Source organism: uncultured Draconibacterium sp. (genome assembly GCF_913063105.1).
Classification (GTDB): Bacteria; Bacteroidota; Bacteroidia; order Bacteroidales; family Prolixibacteraceae; genus Draconibacterium.
In genome coordinates this window covers 287,385-313,717 of the sequence record NZ_CAJXYQ010000005.1, presented here as the reverse complement: position 1 = coordinate 313,717, position 26,333 = coordinate 287,385, and the positions used below count along the sequence as shown (strand labels likewise).

Below are 26,333 nucleotides of genomic sequence, written 5' to 3'. Positions count from 1 at the left end.
TTGATTAGACTAAAATTTTAAATCGATTCCAAAAATATAGTTGGTCGTTACTGGGTATATAGATCCCTGTGATCCGTTTGGGACCAATGGATCAACACCTTCCGGTAGTTTATGGAATGTAAATGGATTCATACTTGAGAAATAGATTCTCAAGTCATCGATGAACGTCTTATGTAAAATTGTTTGAGGAAAAGTATAACCTAAAGAAATATTCCTAATCCTGAAATAGGATGCATCAAATACCCAGGTACTATTAGTCCTAATATCATTACTACCAAAACTGGTTGGAGCAAGAATTGGATACTTTGCATCTCTGTTTTCAGGGCTCCAACATTCTTCGATATGCCATTCCTGCAATTTACCTGCATTAAACATTGGCCATATTAACTTTCCACCTAAAAATGCATCTCTTCTGCCAACTCCTTGCATTGAAATTGCAAGATCAAAACCTTTGTATTCTGCATTTAAATCGATGCCGTATGATAGTCTTGGGAAAGGATTTCCAAGGGTAACACGATCATCAGCATTAATTACACCATCGGTTTGATCAGGGACTCCGTCTCCGTTTGTATCAACGGTCAATTGATCTTTGAATTGTAAGTTTCCTGGCTGTAAAGTTCCGAATTGAGTTGGAGCAGCATCAATGGAGGCTTGATCCTGGAAAATACCAACAGTTTCGTAGCCGTAAATTAGTCCTATTGGATGACCTACGGCGGTATATGAATCTCCACTAATTATTGGTCCCACATTTGCCAGGTTTGTAACTTTATTTTTAACATCGGAAATAATTACTCTTGCACCATATGAGAAATCTCCCATTTTATCCTGCCAATCTAAAGAAAAATCAAATCCTTTATTTTCTACGTTACCTGCATTCTGAACCGGAGCTTCTAATCCAATAACAAGAGGAATAGGAATATTCAACAGAATATCTTTTGTCTTTCTAATATAATAATCAAATGTCACAGATAAACGTTGATCATACAATCCTAAATCCAATCCGATATTCGTAGTTTCCGTGGTTTCCCATTTAATTTCAGGGTTAGCTAAAACAGTTTGCGATGCACCCGTTACAACATTACCTCCCAGCAAATAGTTATATGCTCCTAATGAAACGCTAGACACATAAGGGAAATCGCTCCCAATTTGTTGATTACCTAGTTGTCCCCAGGAAGCACGTACTTTCATGTTTGAAATTAGTTCAGAGTCTTTAAGAAAACCTTCTTCAGATATTCGCCATGCTGCTGAAAAAGATGGGAAAATACCCACTCGATTATCTGAATTAAACCTGGAAGAGGCATCCCTACGTATTTTAGCATCCAATAAATAGCGATCTTTAAATGCATAATTTACCTGTCCAAACTGTGATACCAGTGCCGAATGAGTTGCAGTACCTTCATTATTGTCGTGCTCTTGCGAACCTGCATCAAGTACCTCATATTTTTGTAAGATGTAATAATCTCTTGATGCCGCAAACATTTCATACTCATCCTGAATAACTTCATAACCAGCTAGAGCAGAAATTCTGTGATCATTAAAGTTTTTCTCATATGATACCAGGGCATTAAAATTATGAGTAAAAGCTCTGCCATTGGTCTGTTTGAAATTATTTGGAGTATTAATTATATTCTCCGACTTTGTAGTCCAGTCTAAAATCTGGGTATATGTTTTTTCGAATGCTTTTTTATATGTATCTGCATATTCAGGTGAATACATTACCGTAAATTTTAAACCATCGATTGGAGACAAATTGGCTTTTAGTATTCCTCTGAAATAATTAGAATGGGTGTTTCGATAACCTCCTTCATGTGCGTAAGCTACCGGGTTTCCTCCCCCAAATCCTGACCCCCATGATCCATCGGAATGGATGGCAGGGTAGTTTGGCGGCATAGAAAATGCATGATGTGTAATAGCTTCTAAAGTCCCGTGAGGTGATTTTGTTAACGATTTACTGAAGTTAAGATCGAAATTTACATCAAACTTTTCAGAAAATTTCATATCAGTATTAAAGCGTCCGTTATACCTTGTTAAGCCATAGTTTACGATATTGGCACCTTGATCGGTATAAGAAATAGATGCTAGGACTTTTACTTTTTCAGTACCTCCGTTTACAGTAAGGTTATGATATTGTTGGAATCCGCTTTCGGAGAATAACAAGTCAACCCAGTCAGTGTCTGGATATAAATCCGGATCAGATTTCATTCCCTGAGCATATGCATCGATTGTGGCTTGATCTTCACCTGAATATTTTAGAAAATCGAGTGCACCCGCAAATTGAGGAAGTTCAGTTGCCTTTTGCCACCCAACGTAGTTTTTATAGGAAACCGACATTTCGTTGGCATTTGCTCTTTTGGTTGTAATTAATATTACTCCATTTGATGCTCTTGATCCGTAGATTGCTGCCGAAGCAGCATCTTTTAATACTGACATATCTTCAATATTGTTAGGATCGATCATGTTTAAATCTCCTTCAACACCATCAATAAGAATTAATGGATCGTTTGATGCACCAATTGATCCTAAGCCTCTAATACGTAGTGTCGCATTGTCTTCACCCGGCTGACCACTTGACTGAATCGCTGTTAATCCAGGAGATAAACCAACAAGAGCCTGAGACGCTTGCGCTACAGGTTGTCTGGCTATTTTAGTTCCATCAACAGACTCTACTGAACCAGTGAGGTTTACCTTCTTCATGGTTCCATAACCGACCGCTACTACTTCTTCAATTCCGATAGCATCGACCAACATGGTAACATTAATTTTAGAGCTTCCTGCTACGGGAATTTCTTGCGTTTCCATTCCAACAAAAGAAAATACCAATATTGAATTGCCCGAAACATTTGGTAATGCATAGTTACCATCTGAGTCGGTAACTGTACCTTGCGTTGTTCCTTTCACAACAACTGTAACACCAGGTAGTGGAACTCCCGAGTCATCAATAACGGTTCCTGATACCGTCGATTGTTGAACTTCTGATTTTGGTGAGATAATAATGTGACGGTCTTTAAACATTACATCCACATCGTTTTCAAACAGAAGAGACATAATTTTTTCTATATTCTCGTCTTCAATATTAACATCTACCTTCCTTTCAACATCAATAAGTTCGCTGTTGTACAAGAAGTAAAATTCGCTCATTCTTTCAATCTCATTCATAACCTCTTTTATGGAGGTATTTTCAAGATTTAAGGTTAGCTTAGTTGATTGCGAGTAGCTAACTGAAGCTACCACGTGAAACGCGCTTAGGAGAAGTATTAACAAGGTATTGCGCATAAAAATCATTTTTTTCTTGCAGCCAATTAGTAACAGCTGCAGCAGTTCATAATTTTTTTTCATAAATTTGAATGTTTTAGTTTAAAACTTGTTTATTTCCTGATTTTCAGGATAAGCAATAAAAGGGAGTGTAGGCGCACTTCCTTTTTTAGTCTAGTTTGTGTTTAATTCATTCGCATTTTTTTTAGTTCTGTCTAATAATTACTTTCGATTTTAAATATTGGTTGTTAGCGGAAGAGGTTTGTCCGGTTATATATTCAACTTTTATCGGGGAACTCATTTCTAAAAGTTCCAGAATTTGAGATAATGACTGGCCTTCAAAAGTTGTTGTGAATTTGTATTTTTCTATTTCCTTACTTTCTATTTCAATATCCACTCCGTACCATCTTTCAAGTATTTGGGCTAATTCACCAATTGGAGTTTCATCAAATTCAAGAATATTATTTCTCCAGGCACTCAAGTTTTCAACCACAGACAGTTCAATTTTTCCCATTCCGGTCTTTTTATTGAATTTATATAGTTGACCCGGTTTCAGTTCCATTTTATCTGATTCATTTTGCTCCGAGAACCGACTAAGGTTTATACTTCCTTCTTCAAGCGAAACTTTTATCGATTCTTCTTCGGGATATGATTTTACATTGAACTTGGTTCCCAAAACATCAATTCTGATATTCTGAGTTTCAACTATAAAATTCGATTTTTCGTTATTCTTTATATCGAAAAAGGCTTCACCCTCCAGAAATATTTTTCTATTCTTTTCTTCAAAAGGGATTTGATATTTAACCGAACTACCTGAATTTAAAGCTACTCTCGAGCCATCAGGTAAAACCAATTTTGATCGTACACCAATAGGACATTGTACTTCGTTGTATGTAATATTATTTAATGAATCGGTGGATTGATTTATGTTTAAGCTCCACACCAATGCAATAGCCAATGGTAAAGCTAAAAATGCAGCATATCGCGAAACTGACCTATATAAATTAAAAATTTGTTTTTTCTTCTTAATGCTGTTTTCAACCTTATAAAAAGCTTTATCTACATTTACATTTTCAACTTCCTTTACTATTTCTAACAATTGTTCGGGAATGCTTTCTTTTTCCAAAAAACTTTTGGGGCTTGTCATGTTTTGCTCAGACCTATTGGACGGTTTCAATTTTAATAGTATTTTCAGTAAGTTTTCTAATCATTTACTAATACTACAATTTAAACGCTTTAAACACGTATTAAAAATACGGGTTTTTACAAACTTAATAATTCAAGTAAGAACAGTAATCCTATATAGTCCTTTAGCTCCGTTTTCAATATTTTCAAAGCATTGGAGATTTGTGTTTCAACTGTTCGTTTTGAGATTCCTAATTTGACGGAAATTTCATCGTTTGTATATCCTTGAAGTCGATTAAGTACAAAAACTTCATTACATCGTGGAGGTAATTTACTTAGTGAATCTTTAATCTTTTCCTGAAGTTCAGAAACTACAAAAACATCCGGTTCATAAAAAATAGACTTTTCCGTTTGTTCTTTTATTTTAGAGATAACTTCAGAGTTGGTTTTTTGTTTTTTTAGAAAATTCAAAGATCTATTCTTAACAGATGTAAAGAAGTAACTCTTTAACGAATCAGCTTTATTCAAGGAATATCGACGATCCCAAATTCGAATAAAGAATTCCTGTAGTATATCTTCGGCTTGAACTTTATCCTTAATTATTTGGGAAGTAAAAACCAGCAAACCTGGATAATAAAAACGAAAAATCAGTTCAAAAGCAGTTTTATCCCCAGCCTGCAAGCGTTCAATTAAAATGCTTTCCTTTATTCCCTTTATGATTTGCATTGAACAAATATAGGAATATTTCTTTTTCATTTTTCAGTTCAATTATTACGACATTTATTCAGCTTAACTACCTATTCTTCCCTTGATAGTAAATAGTTCAAATTAATTACCTTTCTCTATCTCAGCACATTAACACACTCATAGCCAATGCCTTAACACAGGAAAACACTTCTATTCTCCTCAGCTTTTTAGTAAATTCTGAATTAATTCTTTTTTCTCTGAAATAAAAAAAAACTAAAACTGAACTGTAGCTTATACAAACAATAACTCAAAAGAAGATTATGGTAGTGCCACAATCACATTATCAAGCTTATATTTGCCAACTTTACTATTACCTCCTTTAAAATATAATTCTTGAACCGCAAACATCCCGGGAGATGTATCGGTATCAGTAAGTCCATGATGTAAATTTAGATTCGTTGCTTTATAATCATCCACCGCAATATCATAATCGAAAGTATTCATATCACCAAAAGAATTAAATGTTAAAGTTAATGTATGAGTTTTACCCCAGGTAACAGCACCATCAAGAACTGTTTTCCAACCAATTGCATTGCTATAACATTCAATATTTCCAAAACCATCTCCTCCATTCACGACGCGCAGATTAATTGAACTATTTCGAGCCCCTTTGTCCCAAATCAAAAAATTTAACCCACGATCTCCTGGAGGAATCGCTTCTTGAGCAAATAGCATACTAACTGTTAGTCCATCTCCACTTACAGGCTCGAAGGCTTGCTTCAATGCGCCACCATTTGCCAAATGTTGAAAAGAAATTTTTCCGGAAAGAGGCTCTGTTTCAGTTAAAAAACAAAGTTCCCCTTCTTTTCTCCATGAAGGTGAAATACTATTAGTTTCAAAATTCCCATTAACGATAATATTCTTTTTGGAAATATCCGCTTTTAATCTTCCATTTGAACATCCTTCCCCAAGAAAAACTGCTATTAGCAGTATTCCAAATATAAAACCTGGGATGTGTTTTTTTTCTACAATTCTTTTCATCTCGTCCATTATTTCTTTTAAAATCATAAATTTAATTATCCTATCTTTTTATAAGAACCAAGTTCTTCCCTTATCGTATACCTCCGCGAGCTAATAACTTAATTTCAGGATAAAGAACCACTTTTACATCTTGGTATCCGTCGGGTTTTATAATGAAATCAAGCTTGTCACGCGATTCAAGATCAATGGTCAATTCAAGTTCCGCATCCTGTCCAGCCTGTAGTTTTGCCGAGCCAAGTTCCTCGTCACCTAGCATTATATACAAAGTTGCATTCCCACTTGATAATCCTTTTAACCGGCATTTAACATCAAAATGACCCGACATTGGACTCCAAAACCGATAAATACCGGTATAACCGGATGGAAGGTCCATACCAAGTGCATCATCGGATGTGCGATAGTACAAAATATCTTCCCAGTTTCGGAGAGACCAGCCATTAGCATGACCATTTATTGGAATGTTATGCCACTTATTCATGTGTGGATACGACCCGTCCAACACACCATCCTGGGTGTATAGGAATGCGTGTACCAGCTTTCCTTTTTTATCGGGGTAAGGATTTAAATTTACACGTGGTGTAAAAGGCTGATTTTCTTTTACTGTAAAGGCATTTGGAAGTTCGTCCCAAACAAATCCAATCTCATACCTGGAATTTGGCTGTGTAGGATCTTCTCCCAATAAATACTCTTGCAGGTTAGTAACACAGTCGCCATCGGGATCTGCATTAGGCAAACCACCTGCAGGAAGCTCAGTTGTTCCGAAATAATGCAAGCGAAACCAATCTGGAATGCCATCATTATAACGTTGTGAATAGTATGAAATCGGTCGGAATTCGGAACCAAATTCCTGATCGTAATACTTTCTGCATTCACTACTCCAGCCCCATGGCACCAAATCTTCTCTGTATGGCCTATCAGTTACACGCTCCGGCGAAATAAGCTCATGCTCTAAACCGTTGTTTCGATAAATACGGGCTGCAATTTCCTCATTAATAGCAGTTTTTAGTTTAAATTCATTGTAACCTTTCTGTAGTGACAACTCAACAGTACCTTCCGAGGTTCCGCTAACGTGAATGGTACCAGCATCTTTCGCAAAAACTAAAACATGAAGCATATCGTCATTCTCTCCCCAGAGATTGCGGTCGCGTTCTACCGTTGCACGAGGATATAAATAAGGATCTGCGGTAGGATGATATTTTCGATAAAACAGAAAAACTTTATCCTCTTCATCTTTAGGAAACTCCCCGTGTTTAAATTTATAAGCAAATTTTTCGTTTAGCAATGTGAATGCATAATTTATTGATGTACTTGGTGCAAAACAAGTAGCTTCATAAGAATCGTTCCAGGTAACAATTTGTGTTAACTGCGCGTCTGTTTCATCGGCAAAGTTCCAGGTGTCAATTAAACGTTCAACCCCTGGTTTGCTGATATGGAATTGCCCTGTACCACTATGAATATTCAAAATGGGCATGCCCCAGCATTTTCCTTGTCGATTAACTTCATCTGAAATTATACGGTAGTTCCCCGGATATATTTCATCCGGAATTACACCTCCCCATACGGTTAAACCTTCAAACTCCTCACAGGGTACTTTAGTAACAGGACCTAGAAGTTCAGGATCTGGAGTGATGTGAAATTCAGAAATTTGACCTGGCACATATTCGGTACCATCGTAAATCATTATTGGATTTCCTATATCGAGTGAGGCTATTAAATCTTTGTGCGCTTGCACTGCTCCACGAACATAATCAGGATCAACGCCATGTTTAGTATCGTAACTACCTACACTTTTATATCCCATCAGTACAATTCGACCATTATGTCGTAACCAAGCCGGACTATCCTTGAATTCTTTACAAAACCTTTTTAACCATTCATATTTGTCAGGCTGGCTAGGATTTGGTAACTCATCGCCACAAATAATGATAGTTACACGAATTTTTGTATCTGGATTATTTTCAATGATTTTTTCCAATGTCTTAAACTGATTAAAGGCATGCGGATAGGATGCCTCGTTACCAGACAAGCAGAGACCGAATCCATCAATACCCATTCGTTCTGCCCATTCTAAATCCCACTGATACACCCATTCAAGGTATTCCGGATTGACTGACATACTCTCGCGCCCTCCAGGTGATTGAAAATTCTCATTGAAGTTGTAAGTACCATCCTTTTTGGTGTATGCAAACATAAAACCCAATGGCATCATCCTCAACTTGCCACCATAAACCCTGTTAAATTGATGCGGTGGTCGAGATAAGGCAAAATCATTCAAAGGGAACAGGTCATTGGCTTTATACCAATCTACTGCCGGCATCATACCCATAGCATGGGTTAATACCATTTTGGGCAAAGGTTTATCATTGTTGTTAGAAGAGTTATTTTGTGAATGGCTTTGCAAGCAGCCGCCTGTATTTATTCCTATCAGCACCAGGGCGCTTAAAATATACCTCCTTGTTCGTTCATTACTTAAAAACATTTTCATCACTTTCGTTGTATTTGTTTTTATTCTTATTAATGTTATTATTTGTTTCAAGGTCTAATTAATTCGTCTACCCGCCCAATTAATTGCGTTGGTTATATGCTCGATTATTAATTGATCCTGAAAGCTTTCATGAGTATGGCCAAAACCAGTATAAAAAGAGCGAATACCGTTTTCCTCTTTCCACCAAATTATTGGATGATCGTACATTCGCCACTCATCACCTTTAGCATTAATTGTACTCTCATCTAAACATGCTAATACATTTACTTTTTCTCTTGGATTTTCCTTAAAAGTATACCATTCGTCAATCGTGGTATAAGTTTTCATTCCCTCAAAAGGTTCCATTGCAGGATGGTTATGATGTTCAAAAGTTACGGTGGCTTCTTGTGTTGCCGGATGAGTTAAGAAATAACCACCAACAAGATTTCCATAAAATGGCCAATCATATCCACAATCTGCCGCAGCATGAATGCCAATAAATCCTTTACCTTTTTTCATAAACTTTTCGAATGCCTTTCGTTCTTTTTTCCCGAGAACATTTTGTGATGGATTTAGAAATATTATAACATCCATTCTTTGCAATACATTATTGGTAAAAATCAATGAATCTTCGGAGGCTGTAATAACCCAGTTTTGGCTAGCACTATTATCGTACAGCATTTTCATTCCCGACGATATGGATTCATGACGCCAACCATTTGTTTTGGTAAAAACAAGTATGTTTAAAGGATCATTAAACTTAGGCTGTTTATTCTGAGCGCTCGCATAACAAGAAAGCATTATTACTAAAAGAAATATATAAATCGTATTAATTGATTTTTCCTTTTTTGTTTCCATCTATTTTGAGTTATTAAGGTGTGTTCTTATATTTTCCCAAATACATTTGATTATTTCACTGGGTGTTTCATGCGATGTTTGAGGTCCGTTATAAATCGTTTTTTTTTCTCCTCCAAGTCTATTGAATGCCGCATATACCGACTCTGGTGGACAAATTGGATCGATGAATCCAACTGTAAAAACAGCCTCCGCTTTTATCATTGGTGCAAAATTCACCACGTCGAAATAAGAAGCTGCAACTGCTTCCGGAGTAGTTTCTGATATATAGTTTTTGCTATCAACCCACTTTGGCCAGCCACATCGGTAATCAGATAAATACCCGTTATGCCCGCACAACGCCGGAACATTTGCATTTACCAAGGTTACCTCAGGAAACATTGCAGCGATAAATAATGCCTGCCCGGCTCCTTGACTTCCACCGCAAACTATGAGTTTCTTTCCATCCCATTCAGGAAGGCTCATCAGATATCCCATTGCCCGTAAGTCGCGCCTGAACATATTAAAGAAATAGCTTTCCTCCCTACCCCGCTTGCCCTTATGTTCATAGTTCTTCAATGTGGTTTTTTTTAATTTATCATAGTAATCTTTGCTTTGAGCCAATGGTAATCCATGGGCGCCGACATCCATACAAATTACATTATTGTCTTTTGCAATGCCCTCTACCATGTTACGATGAGCATCTCTTACTCCAGCGCCATGAAAAAATACGATAGCAGGCAAACTTTGCTTTTTTGCTCCGTTTGGAACCGCTACATAACCAGTCACCGGTCCACCACCAAAATCATCGATTTCAAAACCAATACAATTAACGCTAGTATCCGGATTATAATCATTGCTTACCTTGTTGACATTAAAAGGAGAATTACAACATTCGTCCTTTTGTTTTTTCCAGAATTTTACAAAATCATCGGGGCAAGAGTCAGGGAATTGAATTTTTTCAGGATTAGCACCTGCTCCATATCTTGCTTTTGTTACTTTTCCATCACCATCAGTTAAGCTTACATCCAACAATGCAAACCCCGGTTTCTTGAGCGTACATGGAATACTAATTTCTCCAGAAAAATTATTGATGCTTTTTGAGATATCGTTCTCTCCATTTCTAATTAGGATATATTCCAATTTTAACGGAGTTGTTAATCCACTAGATTCTATCTGAAAAGAGAATTCTTCACCAACAGAATAAATTGAATTCTCAACCTTTGGAAGAGTCTGAATTAACAGTTTTGTTTCTGTTTCCTTTTGTCCATTAACATTAAACGCAGAAATGAGCAAAAACAAAATAATCAGAGAGTTTGATATATTTTTTAAAACTTTCATTATTTAATTCAAGCGTTTATTTCAAGGGAGTGAACTGAATAAAACCAGCCTTTTGGGGAGATAGCATGGTACTCATTCCTTGCTCCCTTAGTTCGGAATAACTTTTTGGTGTATACTCAACGTTATTAACCAAGTCGGTAATCTTCAATTTGGTAGAAGCCTCAACACCGGGAGGTAAAACATCAAACAAGAGTTTTACGTCAGTATCGTTTTCGGTACCATTTAAGACATAAGCATAAAAAGTTCCATCGGTTGAAAAATGCGGCGTTACAACAGCCGACACTGAAGTATTATCCGTATAAATCCATCGTCTTCCTCCACGCTCAAGGTATATCTTCTTTAGTAACTCAGCGAAAGATTCTCCTGTTTTATAATGAATTACACCTCCAACCATTAATACAGTTCCCTGACCCACTTTACGCTCGAGCATTGCAGTTCCACCATCATTGAATCTGGCAAGCACTTTATCCCCTGGTTTTTTAACCAAAGCCACCGGACGTGAAAGAAGAACTTGTGGTTCACCCTCGATTTCTAAAATTGCTGTTGCAGCTTTTTCAGAATCATTTTCTATTTCATTTTTACTGAAACCGAGTTCCTTCGTAAACGATATTGACTCGTTACGAATAATAGTTTCATCTCTTGGAACGGTGCACTCCACAACCGGATATCTTGTTCCGCTATGAACTGAAGCAATCAAATAGCCACCATTTTCTACATAGTTCTTTAAATTCTTTCGTAAAGCGGTCGACATTACTTCGGCACCAGTGGAAGGCACCCAGATAACTGGTTGTTTTGAATAATCGGAATATTCAGCAATGTCATCGATTCCTTGTACCATCAATCCAAGATGTCCAAGCTTATTAAAGAATGGTTTAATATCTCCAAGAATGGAATTCATGTAATAACTCCTCTTAACAAAGCCAAGATTTTCCATTGAAAAAGCAATCCCAAGATCCATTGGTGGAAGATTAATTGATCCGATTTTATCCATTGCCAATTCCCAATCGTTTACTCTCCTAAGGGCACTTAATTCTCTTTGAGCTTCCTCCATTGGTGGGGTTACAGTTGTCCAATAGAAAAAGAAAGTTGGTTTTTTACCAACGGCTCCTTCCAACATCATACCTGCATGGTCGTCTAACATAACAGCATCTCTCATTGAATAGCTATTAGGTTCAGGCTCAACATGAATACGGTTTAACGCAGAAAATAACCTTGTGAATTCGATGGTGCCGTGAGGAATAGCGCCTCCAGTTGCGAACTCAATATTATCGTTCTTCATTCTATCCAGAACGGTTTTATAACCAGGACCAGTTAATGCATTTAAAGTATAAATACAAAGTTTCTTTTCGTTTTCGTATTTACGAATGGCATCAATTATGTTATTTAAATGATTATTAAAAACCTCCGCTTTAAAACTTTTAAAATCTCCCCAGCAAACTCTGGTATCCATTTGTTCTTCCCCCCAAAAAGGTTGTGGTAGTTTTATTTCTTCCCAGTCAGAATAAGATGTACTCCAGGCAGCGTTTAACTCCTCCAAATTCTTATAATTCTTTTGCAGGAAAATATGAAAAGCTAATAAAGAGGAATGGCTGTAATCGGTAAATTGATATTTGAAAGGCCTGTCGACATAGAAGGCCTCACGAGTATTATGCAATACCTTAAAACCGGTAATCGCAGGGTGTTTTGAATAACGACGAACAATGGTAGAAAGATAGTTATGATTAGCCTTGTGCCAACTTTTATTACAAGTAGAATACGAAGGTCCATTGGATATTAATCCATCCACAATTCCATTTTGTTGGCATAAATAATCAGATTGAATCCAGTCGGGAACAGTATAATGCGTAAAGTCATTTCTAAATCGCATGGTAACCTTCACCCCGGCTTTGTATGTAATATCAAGAATGTTATCCAGTTCTCTAAAAGTCCACACACCGGGCAAGGGTTCAAGAAATGCCCAATCTATGTGCAACTCAATAGCCCTTACGCCATTTTTAATTAGTCCTTCGAGGTTCGATTTATAGCGATCAACACCTCTGAATTTTGGACCGATACCAGTTACACCAACATGAAAACAAGGATCATAATCTGAAAGACTTGGTAAGGTTGAAAAATCCGGCCCATCTTCTTCTCCTCCCTTTATTCCCAACAGATGCTTTTTCTTCTCAATAAGATTGTTTTTTGAATCGAACAATGATACAACAAGAAAAAAAGCTCTTTCGTCTTCATGAATTGGGAAGTCGGTATAAAACAGTTTTTCACTTTTCCCGGAGAATTCAGTGGTTTGTTTCGAACTGGAAATTGTTTTTTCATCGTATGTTAACCAATCTGTTTGTACAATTCCATTATTTATTTCGGCATTTATTTTAATTGGGACTTTTAGTCCATTTTTCACTTCATTTTCACTATAAATTCCCGAATACCTATCCGGTGCAACCTCAATTACAGGAGCATGTTTTATCACAAAACCGGAAGTAGGTTTCGTATTTCTAATTATGTAAAACCAATCTTCGTATTCTTTAACATCCTTTGCTAAAGGGAAACCTTCGGAAGAAAGCCTGTTTTTTAAATATAGCTTTCCAAACATTCGATATGTACCTTCAGGGAAAGCAGGAAATTGAAGTTTTTCTTTGGATGGAACACGCTGCTTTTTTATGGTAAACTCCTTTTTTCCTGAGGAAACGGTCTCGCGTGTTGTGCTATTTTTCACCACCCATTGAAAACAATATTTTCCGGGAGAGCTGGCAAGGTCTGTTACGCAAAGGTATGGTTTCTCCGCTTCGGGTAAACCATTACATAAAAAGCGATTGCCCAGTCCCCAGTGAAGGTTAACTATGTTTCTGTCAATATTTTCCTGAAATATGCTTTTTATAAAAACTGTACATTTAATCTCGTTCCGGGGTTTAAAGAGGAAACCTTCAAGTGTTAATGCCCCCTGTGGGAATCCATCATTTGCAGGACTTGCAATTCCCCTGGGAATCCCATCATTATTTTTAGCTTCCAGTGCAAACGACTCAAAAACAACCCATGTGTTGAAAGGTGCTTTTCTGGATGACCAAGCATCATAATTTGAATTAAAAGTCCATCTTTTTCCATTCGAATCTCGTATTAGAAAAAAGACATTTATATTGCTGGTAGTATTTAAATTTTGCCCTTCTGAATCAATTAGTAACTCTGCTCCTACCTGCCCTCTAGATTCGGGAAGTTTAATTCCTTTAGAAAATTTTACTTCGTAACCTTTCTTCGGAAACAGACCTGATACTGAAAGTACTCCATTTTGTTTATTAACTGTCAACTCATCAGGAACTTCCAGTGTTTTTTTTATAAACTTTGTTAAGTCATAACTAGAATTGGTATATTGATACGATTCATCCTGACTTATTGCTTTTAAAGCAATAAGAAGCAGTATAATCGGGATTAACTTTTTGCTTGTTTTCTGAAAAAATATCTTCATCTCACTTTCTTCACATTTATCTCACCTGATGAATAATAAACTCAGGTGCTTTTAACTCCTTATTTTAATGCCTTAATTTGAATATTTCTCCATGCAACCTGAAGAGGTCCACGATCACGTTCTAATGGTATTCCATGAACCTGAAGTCCTATAAAACCTTTAGGATTTGTCTTAAAAGCCTCTTCGTCAGTAACATCATCAATCTGTTCACCGTTTATCCAAGTTTGAATCCTTGCTCCTACCGCCAAAATTCGAAATGAGTTCCATTCATTATCTTTAAAAACCTTATGTCGTTTCTTTTTACTTACCGGTGAAATCCAACCTCGGTTCATTCCTTCACCCCAGATATACCCCGAAGAACCTCCATTATTTATACTCGTCATTATTTCTACTTGTGGTCCACTGACTTGACCAAAATCCTGACCATTTCTTGGCTCAAAGGTTTTAGATCGAACTTGTACCCCTGAATTAAGGTCATTATCATAAAGTATCACCTCAAAAGTTAGGTCAAAATCGCTGTATTCATTTTCAGTACAGAGAAAAGAATTAGGACTTCCCTTTGTTGTTTTCCCGATTATAGCACCATCCTCAACACGATAAGTTGCAGTTCCATTCTTTTGAATCCATCCTTCAAGGTTTTTTCCGTTGAATAGTGATTCCCACCTCGATTCTTTATGAAATTTATTGAAAAATGCACATGAGGTTATTCCTAATACGGCAAGAATAACGAGGATTGAAATGTAATTAATGTATCGTAATTTCATATTTATTTATTAAAACATATTCAGATTGTGTTGGCAAGAACAATTCAATTTTGAACTGCTCTCGCCTTTACAATCTAACTAACCAAACCTTCGGAACCAATGCCAGAACGGGTACTCCCATTTTAGCAACCAACTATAATTCAAATTTTTACTTAATAGATTCTTCATTTTTCTCCAAAACCAGTAATTCAACCTTTCTGAAATCGATAGGATGACTTTCAGCTTGCAAGGAGATGGTACCTTTTGATAGAATCAAATTTCCATCCGCAGGTATCAAAGAATCGATATACATATCGGTTGTATCAATTTGCGGCTGCTCATACTGTAATACTAATTCACCATTAACAAAATGCTTTATAGAGTCGCTTCCATGAACATGAACCTCAATGGTTACCCACTGTTCGTCATGATAAGTATCAGATGAAGATTCAATTATATGCGGAGTATATAAGGAATCGTTATACACCACATTAGTACCTGGTGTACAAAGATTTCCAGTTGGGCGTTCTTTTTTCCCATTTCCACCAAGTAATTGCACTTCTAAAGAAACTGGAAATCCCTGTTGAAACTGCATAGTCTCCGGTTTTTGTCCATGAATCATTAGCCCATTATTTTTAAAAGCCCAACCTGGTCCATCGGTCACTTGTTCACCAACAAATCGATATTCCGCCCTTAGTTTATAATGCGAAAACTCATCTTTGTAAAAAATATGCCCATAATCCCTGTCATAGGTATTCCAGTTATCGTAACGCACTTTTAACAAGCCATCTTCAACCCTAAAGGTGTTTTTATAATTTACACCTAGCTCTTGACATCTAAATTTAATCTGCCAATTTTCAAGATCTTTCCCATTGAATAGCTGAATCCATTCTTCCTCCTTTGGCTTATTGCAAGCAAAGAGAACAATTAACATCGATAATAGAGACAGGATACTTATTCCTTTTTTTGAAACCATTGTATTTATTTTATTGTATTATTATGATAATGAATGTGCTAACGTTTAAATTTTGCGCCCGATTTAATTTTGTCTAATCTTTCGCGTAAAGTTGGAAGGTGCTTGCTGTAAACATCAATAGGTAAACATTTTTGTTCTTTACATATTGTTGCAGCATAACCAACTACAACCCCCATTTGAGCTGTGGTATGCATAACCCTTGGGCTACCCAAACCTACATGTGAAGCAGAAAAACAACGTCCCGCCAAAAATAAATTTGGAATATCCTTAGAAATCAAGCAGCGATACGGAATTTTATATTGTTTTATATGTTGAAAATCTGCATAGGAAATAAAATCATATTTCCCGGGTTTTGGGTAGTGAATGTCAATATCGCGTTGTTCAACAACAAAACCATCTTCGAAATCAGGGTTATTCACCACATCGTTTTCGGTTAAAATATATTCCCCTACTATTCTTCTTGATTCACGCGTGCCGGCTATATATGCCACCCACTCTAATTTTAGGTTGGCGTTCTCTTTGTCTGCCTTAACATTGCTCCATGTTCCATATATTGCCCGAAACAGATGATCGCGGATTTCTTCGGCATCGTAAATGGTATTTAGGTGCATTCCATATTCCCAAAACCACTCTCCTCCTGTAACTTTGTAGTCTTTTGCTACCTCTGTTGCCCATGGAACTTCAGGAAATTTACTTGGTACACCTGCATCGAATGAGTTCCAAAGCACAGAGTTTCCCATCGTCATTTTATCTTCTTTATCTGGTGCCATCGACTCGTTAAACTTATCTTTAGCTTCCCGACCCATCATAAACTGTGCTCCTGCATAATAGCCAACCCAGCCATTGCCGGTAGCATCAACAAAATAATTGCCTTTAAACTTTACCTTTTTCGCAGTTTTTGTATTAAAACCCTGAACTTCGGTAATATGCTCCCCTTCTTTTTTTACCTTGTTTATATACGTATTTAAAAATATATCGATGTTTTTTTCATCTTCGACAACCTGCATTATTGTATCGTTGGTTGGGATTGCTTCCTTGTCTCCATTAGGATACCACGAGGTATTCAGCTCTTGCACAAGGGTATAGTATTCTAACCCTTCCGTATGTACCCGAACTTCTTTACTTGCATTCCCTCCTAGTACAGGTCGGTCGTTTATTAAAGCCACTTGCAATCCTTGTCTTGCAGCGGCCACAGCGGCACAACAACCAGCTAAACCACCACCAACGACTACCAGGTCGTAATCACCGGCCAAAGATGGAGCCGTCAGACCTAACTTATCTTCTCTCCAGTCCGCCATTTTTTCTATCGTCTCAGGAAGGTAGTCGTTTTTATTTTTAGAAAAGTATATTGCATCGCAACGACCTTCGAAGCCTGTCAAGTCCTTCAATTTAATCGTGGCAGAAGGATTCTTAATTTTTACAGCCCCTCCGTAAACCCATTGCCATCCAAACGAATTTGTTCCAAAAATGGGTTTTAATTCCTTTCCATTTATTTCCAGTTTAAACATACCAGGAGTTGCAGGATGGTCGGGAACCCAATCCTTTGTTCGAACCCAAAAGTGATATTTCCCTTTTCCCGGAAATTCTGCTTTTGTGCTAGCATCCTCAACCGCTTCTCCATATCCGTGAGCTAATAAATAGGGCGACCCCATAGAATGGATAAATTGCTGGTCGACTACCCAACCTCCCTGATTGGTAAAACTTTCAGCTTCTAATAAAACTGATTGTGCTTTAATATTAAGCTGACATATTACTGCAAGCAATATTATTATATTTACTCTTTTCATCATTTTGAATTTATTTTGTTAATGTTGCTTTTTATATCGCCTCTTTGCTGTTTTTTTATATGCGAAGAAAATGAGAAAAAGAAGATGGCGGTTAATATTATTGTTCCTATAATGCTTAGGATATATGCTATTGTTTTATCCAATTGAAAGCCTTCAGGTGCAATGAGAATATAACTTAGCACTATAAAACTCATAAAAACAGAAGGTATCAATAAGAATAAGAAATTCTTATGCATTTTCAGCATATATACTGTAGCGGTCCACAATACAATAGTTGCCAAGGTTTGGTTTGCCCAACCAAAGTATCTCCATACAATCCCAAAATCAATATTTGTTAATGCAATTCCGATTGCGAATAGTGGAATGGTAATTAGCAGCCTCTTAACAAGTTTATCCTGCTTAAGGTTAAATGAATCAGAAATTGTTAAGCGAGCACTTCTAAAGGCTGTATCTCCCGAAGAAATTGGTGCTACCACAACTCCAATAATTGCTAATAAACCACCTATCTTGCCAAGCAATGAATTACAAATCTCGTTTACAACCCAGGCAGCGTTCTGACCTTCAACTTCCATCACAGCGCCAAGTTCTTTAACTCCTCCAAAAAAAGACATTGCTACTGCAGCCCATATTAACGCCACAATACCTTCTGCTATCATTGCTCCAAAAAATATTTTTTTACCATCTTGCTCGTTTTTTAAGCATCTCGCCATTAAAGGTGATTGGGTGGAATGAAACCCGGAGATAGCCCCACATGCAATGGTAATAAATAGCAGCGGGAACACCGGATACTCTGATGGATTGCTATGCATGTTTTTTAAATTACCCAGGGTTAAATCAGGAACGGGCAATCCATTGAAAAGTATCATTAAAAAAATCCCTATTGCCATAATTAGCAATGTCAAACCAAATACCGGATATATTTTTCCTATCAATTTATCAACAGGAATAAGCGTAGCTAAAAAATAATACGAAAAGATTGCAATAACCAATATTGAAACCTTTATACCAGATATAGGAGCCAGGATACTTGCCGGTCCTTTCACAAATACTACCCCAACAAGAATCAGTAATATGACGGCAAAAAACCGCATGAAATTCTTTATTCCAGAACCAAGATATTGCCCAACAATTTCGGGAATACTTGCACCTTTATGTCGGATGGAGAGCATTCCTGAAAAATAATCATGGACACCACCAGCAAAAATTGCCCCCACTACAATCCAAACAAAGGCTACAGGTCCCCATAAAGCTCCAGCAATTGCCCCAAAAATTGGTCCTAAACCTGCAATATTTAAAAATTGAATAAGGAATATTTTCCCATTTTTCATTGGAATAAAATCCACCCCATCGTTTTCTGTAATTGCCGGGGTTTTTCGATTTGCATCTGAACCAAACTTTCGGTCAACCCAGGAACCATAAATAAAATATCCCAATACCAACGCTACTATGGAGATTAAAAAAGTAATCATTTTTTCATTTTCTTAATCAATGTTTATTATTCCCTTTACACCTTTCCTGCACCAGATTATTTGATGCTGTAAAAAAGCTTCATACCTCTTTTATAATTTTTTCAAGTATACTGCGCACCCTCCTCCAGGTGCAAGATAAATGTTAAGCTTAGTACCATTTTCTACTTCCATGGTTTCTATTTGATATGCTTCCTTGTTCTCCAAAAAATGGGTATCTTTTGTATCTGAATAAATCACTGCTTCAAATTTCTGATTCTCGGGAAGGAAACTTAAATCAACTTCAAGGTTCCTTTGGTCGCGGTTGGTAAGTGAGCCAATAAACCAGTCGTCACCCGCTTTACGTGCGATACTCACATATTTATCAAGCTCAGCGTCAAGCACCTTGAAACTGTCAAATTGAGCTGGCATTTTTCGGATGCAATCAAATAAATCGTCTTTTTTAAGATATTCCTCCGGGCTGTCTGGCAAAATCATCATGCCTGTATAAATGGTTATAAGCTTTGCTACCTCGGCTGAAACAGTTCCGGGAATTTCCTGAAATACTTTTACACGCGAATGTGCACTGTTTAAATCAAACCAGCAATTGGTCAAATCCAGTGGCCCGGCAATCATATTAATCAGTGGTTGGTTAACCGCCGTCTCAGGGTAATAGGAACGCTTGGCATCAGCCTGAGCGTGTCCGTATTCTTTCGTTAATAAATTTGGGTACATCCTTCGGTCACCACTAGGTGCAATTGGATTATCATGGAAATTAACAGTAAGTCTGTATTTAGCACATAGCTCAACAACCTTTCTTGTATGTAAGACCTTTTCTTCCGGTGTCCCGGTCATAAATCCATATTTAACTCCTGATGCTCCCCAGTCAGAGAATTGTCTCAATACTCTTTCGAGCCCAAATTGCTTTGCTCCTACATCGTTTAAATATAAAATTACACCAACTCCTTTTTTAGATGCATATCGCATGCATTCCTCAATGTCTATATCTTTTCTGGCAGTTGTTGGGTCTGACTTCTCGTTGAACTCTTCACCATACCAGTCTGCGTCTATGAGGAGATATTGAATATTATTCTCGGCAGCAAAATCAATAAATCTTTTATGTGTTTTTGTATCTAGCTTATAGGTATATCCATCTTCTGCCTGATATCCCCACACTCGCCAGTCCCATAACGACTTTCCGGGTTTAATCCACGATGTATCTTCTATTTTACAAGGTTCATTTAAATTGGTTAACATATTAGATTCCACCAAATCGCCAACTTTATCGCCAAGGATAAATGTGCGCCAGGATGTTTTAAAACCTTTATCCCTTGCCGAATAATCAATATTGAAACCCAGCGAATTATCAGCAGCAGCAGCATTAATCGATAATGGTCCAAATTCAATAATCTCAGCTTCATGAATAGCCATATAACCATTGTCTCCCAGTTTCATAACCATCGGGATCAGAACTTCTTCATTTACCTCTTCTGCCCTGTTTGCCGGACCAAGGTTGTGGTATTCGCGATTGTATGCCCAATACGTAAAATCACCATTGATATTCAAGTGCGTAAGTTCTTTATCGATTAAAATACTATCCTTAAAGCAGTGCTCAGGAAAATTATACCTGTAGGCAAATCCATCGTTATAAAGCCTGAAAATTATTTCGTATGAAGCTTGGATTATGTTCTGGCTGACTACTTGTACTTTGTATTCATTGTAATAATTGCGAACTGTTTGTTGTTTCCCATTAACGGTTTCCCAGGTCTCATCAACAGTACTTTTTGAAAAGCCTTCAATCGAAACGTTTTTAGAAAAATCTAACTTGTTTACTTGTAGTCCAAGGTATGAACTATCAATGATTGTATACTTATTCTTTTTAAGGGTCAATCCACATGAATTATCGATGTTGCTTAGGCTAAGTTGAATTTCTCCATTTGGTGATTCTAGAATATAGGTTTTCGTTTTTAAACATGAATTAAATAATCCTATGAACACAAGTGCTATAATCAAGTTTTGTATTTTCATATTGAATTCTTTATTTTTTTTCAATTGTCAATTTTTTACTTCAGTATGCTTTTTAATAAAATCGGGATCAATCTCAATACCCAATCCAGGACCTATTGGCACTTTAATTTTACTATTTACAATACTCAAAGGCGATGTTTCACATTCAAAGGGCACATGGGTTTCAACTCCGCGTGTTTCGATATGCAAACCAGCGTTGGGTATAGCAGAAACAAAATGGATCGCGTATAAATAGCCTAAGCCACCCGGTGACATATGAGGCACGCATGTTTTCCCAAATGCATTTGCCATTAGCGCCACTTTCATGGAACGGATAAAACCACCAAAATAAAACTGGTCAGGCTGAACGATCTCGATACCATCGTTAGCTATAAGCCAACGAAAATTATAATAACTCTGATCCTGTTCACCATTAGCAATTGGTAGTTCCAAAGCATCAGCAACCTTTTTGATATCTTCAAAATGCCAATACTTTACAGGTTCTTCAAAAAAACCATAATTGTACTCTTCAAGCAACTTTCCAATTTCTATTGCTCCTCCTACATCATAATAACCGTTTGAATCAGCATAAAGCGTGAAATTATCGCCAAAATATTCACGTGCCAGCGGAATCAGTTTTTCGCTTTTACCCGGAAGTCCAGAATAATGAATGTCTTTGGTACCGGCATATTGGTAACCTATCTTTATTTTTACAGCATTGACATTGTATTCAGCCACTGTTTCTTTTATGTGTGCAAAATGTTCTTCAAGTGGTAAATGGCGTTGCTCTGTAGAAATATAAACCCCAACTTCAGGGTTATGTATTTCCCCAATTAATTGCCCTACAGACTTATTAGCGATTTTACCAAGCATATCCAATATAGCAAATTCGATGGTTGCCAAAGGGATACCTAACGAAATACCATTAAACCTGAAATTGAAATGATAAACAAAAACCCTTTCTAAAATTAAATCCAGGTCGCGGGCATCCTGACCTATAAAAAATGAGCGAAGCCGGTTAAGGAAAATTGGGTATAGAGTACGCAATTCGGCATGTCCAACAGAAATACCCTCCGCTCCGTCAGTTGAACGAACCCGGCATAAGAAACTTCCTTCAAACCTCAAAAGTTCTACTGATTCAATAATAACGGGCGTTGTAAATAACTCCTTCTTTAAAACGGGTTGGTGAAGAATCGCATCAAGTTTAGCATATTTATAATGGAGGTCTGCATTTAAGGTTGTTGATGAACCTAAAGCACCAGATAGCCAAGGGATCGAAGATAACGACACTCCTCCCGCAATTGATCCAGTAACAAATTTACGCCTGCTTACCATTGATTATCCTTTTCTGTTTTGTTATAAAATCCAATTCTGGATTGTTCCATCTCGCGAAATGTTTTCCATTTGGGATCCAACTACTAAAGTTCTTTAATCTTTATATTTTTGAATTCAATTCCGTGACCTTCAGATTGTAAAGCTATGTATCCTTCTGTCAAAGGTTTTCCATCAATTTTAATTGCCGGGTCTGCAATGGCAATTCTATTCACTTTATCACCAATTCGAGGATTTGAATATTGTAAAACAGTATCTGCGTTTACAATATGAATTATTAAAGAGTCGCTATAAACAATTATTTCTCCTTGACACCATTCGTCCCATTTATATGTATTTGCAGAAGAATTAAGGCAGTGTTGCGGAGCAATTTCTCCTTCAAAGTCGACCTCGGTTCCTGGCGAACACATGTTAGCGGTTGGTCTTGGTGTGCCTTCTTCTTCCTCAGCCAGAATTTGGTATTCTATTGAAATTGGCCAATTCTGTTCTTTAAGAATTGTCTCAGGTGCCTGGCTATGAATCATTACTCCACTATTTCTGAAAGTATACCAGGGAGCATCTTCTTGCCACTGAGCAGTAAACCGATATTCGAATTTAAGGTGATAAGACGAAAAGCATTCATCAAAAAATAAATGTCCAAAACGATCATCAAATGATCCGTAATCATCATAGTTTACCTGAATTTTTCCATCTACTACACGAAAGGTATTTGCATAATTATCGCCCGTTTCATGGTGTTGAATTTTAGGGACCCAACCATCAAGGTTCTCCCCATTAAATAATGTTCTCCATTCTTGTTTCGATTCCTTCTTTTGCAAAATGTTACAAGAAATGGCAGCAAACACAATAAATACTATTATTACCCTATTCATACTATTTTATTTGTTATAGTTTTTAAAACTTATATGTCTAAAGCTCAACAAGTAGCAATAAAATCAACTACTTTGCACGGCTTGCATTTTCCCAATTGTCTGTTCTAAAAGATGACGCAGGTAGAAGATTAACATCGTAAAGAGTGCCAATTACCCAGTTACGCCAGGCATACCTTACTTCAATTGGGTTACTCACATTATCACTTTGTACAAATACCTGATTATTTTTAACGATTCTGGCATTCGCGGGATAAAATACTTTGTCTTCACCTGCAATTTCAAATCCCTGCAAACCATTAAATGAAAAGAGCCCTGTTTCGGCATATTTAAATTTTAGTATTATCCCATTATCTTTCACTTCTTTTGAGTCATAAATTGGTGCTGCATGGTCTACCGTTTTAAAGCCATAAGTTTGGTTGAGCGCATTAAATAATAACCTGTCGGCTACTTCCTTCTTTTTTGGTGGATGAATGCAATAATCATCACCAATATCCATTGTTATTGCAATTCCTGAGTTTGGAATCAACTCCAAGCATTCTAATTGTGATTCGCGAATAAATGCTGAATTATTTGGATCGTTAAATACCTCATTATTACCATACATATATGGAGCTATCTGCGTATAATAAAACGGGAAATCGCCAATTCCCCATTGTTTTCGCCAATCACCAACCATAGCCGGAAATAATTTTTTGTAGTTTTCTGGTTCAAGACGATTAGATTCGCCCTGATACCATAGAATACCTTTAATTGTATACGGAATTAATGGATTTAACATAGAATTAAACAATGCTGTGGGAATCTTATTTGTCTGTTTTGTAATGTCCAGATTTTCAATATCCACTTGTTGATATTCACTTAAAACGTCAGTACTCATCCAAGCTTGAATCGAACTACCTCCCCAGGCATTATGTATTAACCCAACCGGAACATCTAATATTTCCTGTAACTGTTGCCCAAAAAAATATGCAACAGCACTAAATTCCAATACATTATTAGGCGAGGCTTCTTGCCATGGTCGATACTTTTCTATTTCCTTTAAAAGTTTTTTCGAAGCATATCTTTCAACAGTGAAAAGACGTAAATTTGGATTGAAGGATTTTGCTACAGACATGTTGGAGCCATAAGTAGGCTGTCTTTCATAACCTTTTAATGGCTGTTCCATATTAGATTGTCCTGAACAAATCCACACTTCTCCAAATAATATATTATCTAATCTAATTTCCGAAGTATTACTTTTTATTATAATCGATTGAGGTTCTTTGCTTCCAGTGGTTTTCATCTCAACACACCAGTTCCCGTCATTATCAGTTTGTAATTTAATCTTGTTTTTTAACCACGAAGTCTTGATTGAGATTTTCTCATTAGCATCGGCCCATCCCCATAATTTTATAGTGGTGTTCCGCTGCAAAACCATATTTGACGAAACTATAGCAGGTAGTTTTATTTCAGCATTCACTGTTTGAATTAGCAAGAGCTTTATAATAATTAATAAGATATACGAACCCGTTTTTTTCATTTTAAAGTTTATTACTTAATGGTTTTTTATTCATTCAAACTTGCTTAGTACACTAAAAATAAACACACTATGCTTTTCTTTATTTTTCGTTTCTAAAAAACATAATGAAAAGAAAGAGTATTATTACCGACATCAAGCCAGATAGTCCAAAAATTGCATCCCAATTGTATTTTGTAATGTTGTCGACACTCCTGCTGTGGTAACCAATTAACCATCCGTTGAAAATTATGCCTAAAAAAAGACCAACCCCCCATACCATAAAAGCCAGGAATCCTTGCGCCTGAGCCTTCAACTCCTTAGGCGCTTTTCGATCAGTATATACCTGACCTCCAACATACAACAAGCCGAATATCACTCCATGTACCAGAATCCCAAGTATGTAGAACAAGTTTTCGTTTAAAATGCCGCCAAAATAAAAAGATAGATATCGCAACACCAGGGCAAAAAGTCCGATTATCAAGGCCCATTTTATACCTGCTTTTACAATAATTGTTGTGGCTACGATCATAAAAAAAATTTCAACTACTTGTCCCAGATTCATTGTAAATGTTATGAATTGGAAGTTCTGACTTTGAAGGAATTCGGAACCAAAAACATGATACAAAGAGAATGGGATGATGGAAAGAAAGGATAGAATCATAAATATGCAAAAATTCCGATCTTTCAACATGTAAAAAGCCCTGAAACCAAGGGTGTCAATTATAGTCGCTTTTTCTCCTTTTGCAACAGGAGGGGTTGAAGGCAATGTCAGGTTTTGTAAAGCTGCGATAATACTTATGGCTGCACCGCAATAAAATGGAGCTTTACTTCCATCAAATATTTCAACATTAAATACCTGCACAGCAACAAGGCTAAACAACCCTGAAGCAACCCAACCAACAGATCCAAAAACCCTGATTCTTGGGAACTGCTCTGCTGAAGTATGCGCCATTGAAATGGAGCTGGTTAAACTCCAGGTAGGCATATAAGCTAACATAATCAGAATAAGAATTACAAATAGCAAATTTGGATTCTGGATATTAGCAGCAGCAACCAAAAAGATCGCACTAAAAAAATTAAGCACAATAAGTACTTTTTCACTGGCAAAATATCGATCTGCTATCATCCCAATAATAGGAGAAGTCATGGATCCAATAGCCATTGAACTCAAAATAAGCGATTTTTGAAAGCCACTTAATCCAAGATTGGCTAAATATGCAGCAAGTGGTACCCACCATACTGCAAGCATTAAATATTGCAGGAAGATCATTGATCCTAAGCTGAAAAATACCTTTCCAGTAGTTCCTTTTGATGAAATCGAATTTTGCATAAGCTTTATTCTTATTTATGACATCTTTATGATAGCGTTTTTAACAAAGAGGGTTCATCTTCTGTACTTCTCATAATAAATCCTCCTAATTCTTCCCTTTCAAACATTTCTGGCAAATGAAACAGCCTTCATTCACTTTTAAAAT

The 26,333-nt window shown here is 36.8% G+C and carries 17 protein-coding genes; all 17 read right to left on the bottom strand.

Going from position 1 to position 26,333, the window contains the following annotated elements; translation table 11 throughout:
• Positions 1–9 precede the first annotated feature (9 nt).
• A complete protein-coding gene (locus QZ574_RS07300; protein ID WP_297088336.1) occupies positions 10–3,336 on the bottom strand; it encodes a TonB-dependent receptor in 3,327 nt (1,108 codons plus the stop codon).
• Positions 3,337–3,457: 121 nt separating this feature from the next.
• Entirely contained in the window at positions 3,458–4,399 is a 942-nt protein-coding gene (locus tag QZ574_RS07295; RefSeq protein WP_297088334.1) for a FecR domain-containing protein, read from the bottom strand.
• Positions 4,400–4,515: 116 nt separating this feature from the next.
• Positions 4,516–5,133, bottom strand: a complete 618-nt coding sequence (locus QZ574_RS07290) for an RNA polymerase sigma-70 factor (RefSeq protein ID WP_297088331.1) — start codon at positions 5,131–5,133, stop codon at positions 4,516–4,518.
• 249 nt (positions 5,134–5,382) lie between these two features.
• Positions 5,383–6,132: a hypothetical protein gene (locus tag QZ574_RS07285; protein ID WP_297088329.1), complete on the bottom strand. Its 750-nt coding sequence runs from the start codon at positions 6,130–6,132 to the stop codon at positions 5,383–5,385.
• Positions 6,133–6,175: 43 nt separating this feature from the next.
• Positions 6,176–8,449: a hypothetical protein gene (locus QZ574_RS07280; protein ID WP_297088327.1), complete on the bottom strand. Its 2,274-nt coding sequence runs from the start codon at positions 8,447–8,449 to the stop codon at positions 6,176–6,178.
• A 195-nt stretch (positions 8,450–8,644) separates the two neighbouring features.
• On the bottom strand, positions 8,645–9,427 hold the full coding sequence (locus QZ574_RS07275; protein ID WP_297088325.1) for a ThuA domain-containing protein: 783 nt from the start codon (positions 9,425–9,427) through the stop codon (positions 8,645–8,647).
• Positions 9,428–10,744 carry an acetylxylan esterase gene (locus QZ574_RS07270; RefSeq protein WP_297088323.1) on the bottom strand — a complete coding sequence of 439 codons (1,317 nt, stop codon included), beginning with the start codon at positions 10,742–10,744 and terminating at the stop codon, positions 9,428–9,430.
• 16 nt (positions 10,745–10,760) lie between these two features.
• Entirely contained in the window at positions 10,761–14,198 is a 3,438-nt protein-coding gene (locus QZ574_RS07265) for a beta-galactosidase (protein ID WP_297088321.1), read from the bottom strand.
• 59 nt (positions 14,199–14,257) lie between these two features.
• Positions 14,258–14,962 (bottom strand): DUF1080 domain-containing protein, encoded by a 705-nt coding sequence (locus tag QZ574_RS07260; RefSeq protein ID WP_297088319.1) that lies wholly within the window; start codon positions 14,960–14,962, stop codon positions 14,258–14,260.
• A 148-nt stretch (positions 14,963–15,110) separates the two neighbouring features.
• A complete protein-coding gene (locus QZ574_RS07255) occupies positions 15,111–15,917 on the bottom strand; it encodes a DUF1080 domain-containing protein (RefSeq protein WP_297088317.1) in 807 nt (268 codons plus the stop codon).
• A 38-nt stretch (positions 15,918–15,955) separates the two neighbouring features.
• Entirely contained in the window at positions 15,956–17,707 is a 1,752-nt protein-coding gene (locus tag QZ574_RS07250) for an FAD-dependent oxidoreductase (protein ID WP_297088315.1), read from the bottom strand.
• Entirely contained in the window at positions 17,704–19,173 is a 1,470-nt protein-coding gene (locus QZ574_RS07245) for a carbon starvation protein A (RefSeq protein WP_297088313.1), read from the bottom strand. The genes QZ574_RS07250 and QZ574_RS07245 overlap by 4 nt, the downstream gene beginning before the upstream one ends.
• A gap of 90 nt (positions 19,174–19,263) precedes the next feature.
• A complete protein-coding gene (locus QZ574_RS07240; protein WP_297088311.1) occupies positions 19,264–21,177 on the bottom strand; it encodes a glycoside hydrolase family 97 protein in 1,914 nt (637 codons plus the stop codon).
• Between the two features lie 27 nt (positions 21,178–21,204).
• Positions 21,205–22,491: a mandelate racemase/muconate lactonizing enzyme family protein gene (locus tag QZ574_RS07235; protein WP_297088309.1), complete on the bottom strand. Its 1,287-nt coding sequence runs from the start codon at positions 22,489–22,491 to the stop codon at positions 21,205–21,207.
• An 83-nt stretch (positions 22,492–22,574) separates the two neighbouring features.
• Positions 22,575–23,360, bottom strand: coding sequence for a DUF1080 domain-containing protein (locus tag QZ574_RS07230; RefSeq protein ID WP_297088307.1), 786 nt, complete (start codon positions 23,358–23,360; stop codon positions 22,575–22,577).
• Between the two features lie 67 nt (positions 23,361–23,427).
• On the bottom strand, positions 23,428–24,879 hold the full coding sequence (locus QZ574_RS07225) for a sialate O-acetylesterase (RefSeq protein WP_297088305.1): 1,452 nt from the start codon (positions 24,877–24,879) through the stop codon (positions 23,428–23,430).
• Between the two features lie 79 nt (positions 24,880–24,958).
• On the bottom strand, positions 24,959–26,188 hold the full coding sequence (locus QZ574_RS07220) for an MFS transporter (RefSeq protein ID WP_297088303.1): 1,230 nt from the start codon (positions 26,186–26,188) through the stop codon (positions 24,959–24,961).
• Between the last annotated feature and the right edge of the window lie 145 nt (positions 26,189–26,333).

Bases quoted from the DNA above. Each gene is read 5' to 3' on its own strand.
- QZ574_RS07260 (WP_297088319.1), bottom strand. From the start codon at position 14,962: ATGAAATTACGATACATTAATTACATTTCAATCCTCGTTATTCTTGCC.
- QZ574_RS07300 (WP_297088336.1), bottom strand. From the start codon at position 3,336: ATGAAAAAAAATTATGAACTGCTGCAGCTGTTACTAATTGGCTGCAAG.
- QZ574_RS07230 (WP_297088307.1), bottom strand. From the start codon at position 23,360: ATGAATAGGGTAATAATAGTATTTATTGTGTTTGCTGCCATTTCTTGT.
- QZ574_RS07250 (WP_297088315.1), bottom strand. From the start codon at position 17,707: ATGATGAAAAGAGTAAATATAATAATATTGCTTGCAGTAATATGTCAG.
- QZ574_RS07225 (WP_297088305.1), bottom strand. From the start codon at position 24,879: ATGAAAAAAACGGGTTCGTATATCTTATTAATTATTATAAAGCTCTTG.
- QZ574_RS07240 (WP_297088311.1), bottom strand. From the start codon at position 21,177: ATGAAAATACAAAACTTGATTATAGCACTTGTGTTCATAGGATTATTT.
- QZ574_RS07290 (WP_297088331.1), bottom strand. From the start codon at position 5,133: ATGAAAAAGAAATATTCCTATATTTGTTCAATGCAAATCATAAAGGGA.
- QZ574_RS07255 (WP_297088317.1), bottom strand. From the start codon at position 15,917: ATGGTTTCAAAAAAAGGAATAAGTATCCTGTCTCTATTATCGATGTTA.
- QZ574_RS07295 (WP_297088334.1), bottom strand. From the start codon at position 4,399: ATGACAAGCCCCAAAAGTTTTTTGGAAAAAGAAAGCATTCCCGAACAA.
- QZ574_RS07280 (WP_297088327.1), bottom strand. From the start codon at position 8,449: ATGGTATTAACCCATGCTATGGGTATGATGCCGGCAGTAGATTGGTAT.
- QZ574_RS07245 (WP_297088313.1), bottom strand. From the start codon at position 19,173: ATGATTACTTTTTTAATCTCCATAGTAGCGTTGGTATTGGGATATTTT.
- QZ574_RS07275 (WP_297088325.1), bottom strand. From the start codon at position 9,427: ATGGAAACAAAAAAGGAAAAATCAATTAATACGATTTATATATTTCTT.
- QZ574_RS07285 (WP_297088329.1), bottom strand. From the start codon at position 6,132: ATGATTTTAAAAGAAATAATGGACGAGATGAAAAGAATTGTAGAAAAA.
- QZ574_RS07235 (WP_297088309.1), bottom strand. From the start codon at position 22,491: ATGGTAAGCAGGCGTAAATTTGTTACTGGATCAATTGCGGGAGGAGTG.
- QZ574_RS07220 (WP_297088303.1), bottom strand. From the start codon at position 26,188: ATGCAAAATTCGATTTCATCAAAAGGAACTACTGGAAAGGTATTTTTC.
- QZ574_RS07265 (WP_297088321.1), bottom strand. From the start codon at position 14,198: ATGAAGATATTTTTTCAGAAAACAAGCAAAAAGTTAATCCCGATTATA.
- QZ574_RS07270 (WP_297088323.1), bottom strand. From the start codon at position 10,744: ATGAAAGTTTTAAAAAATATATCAAACTCTCTGATTATTTTGTTTTTG.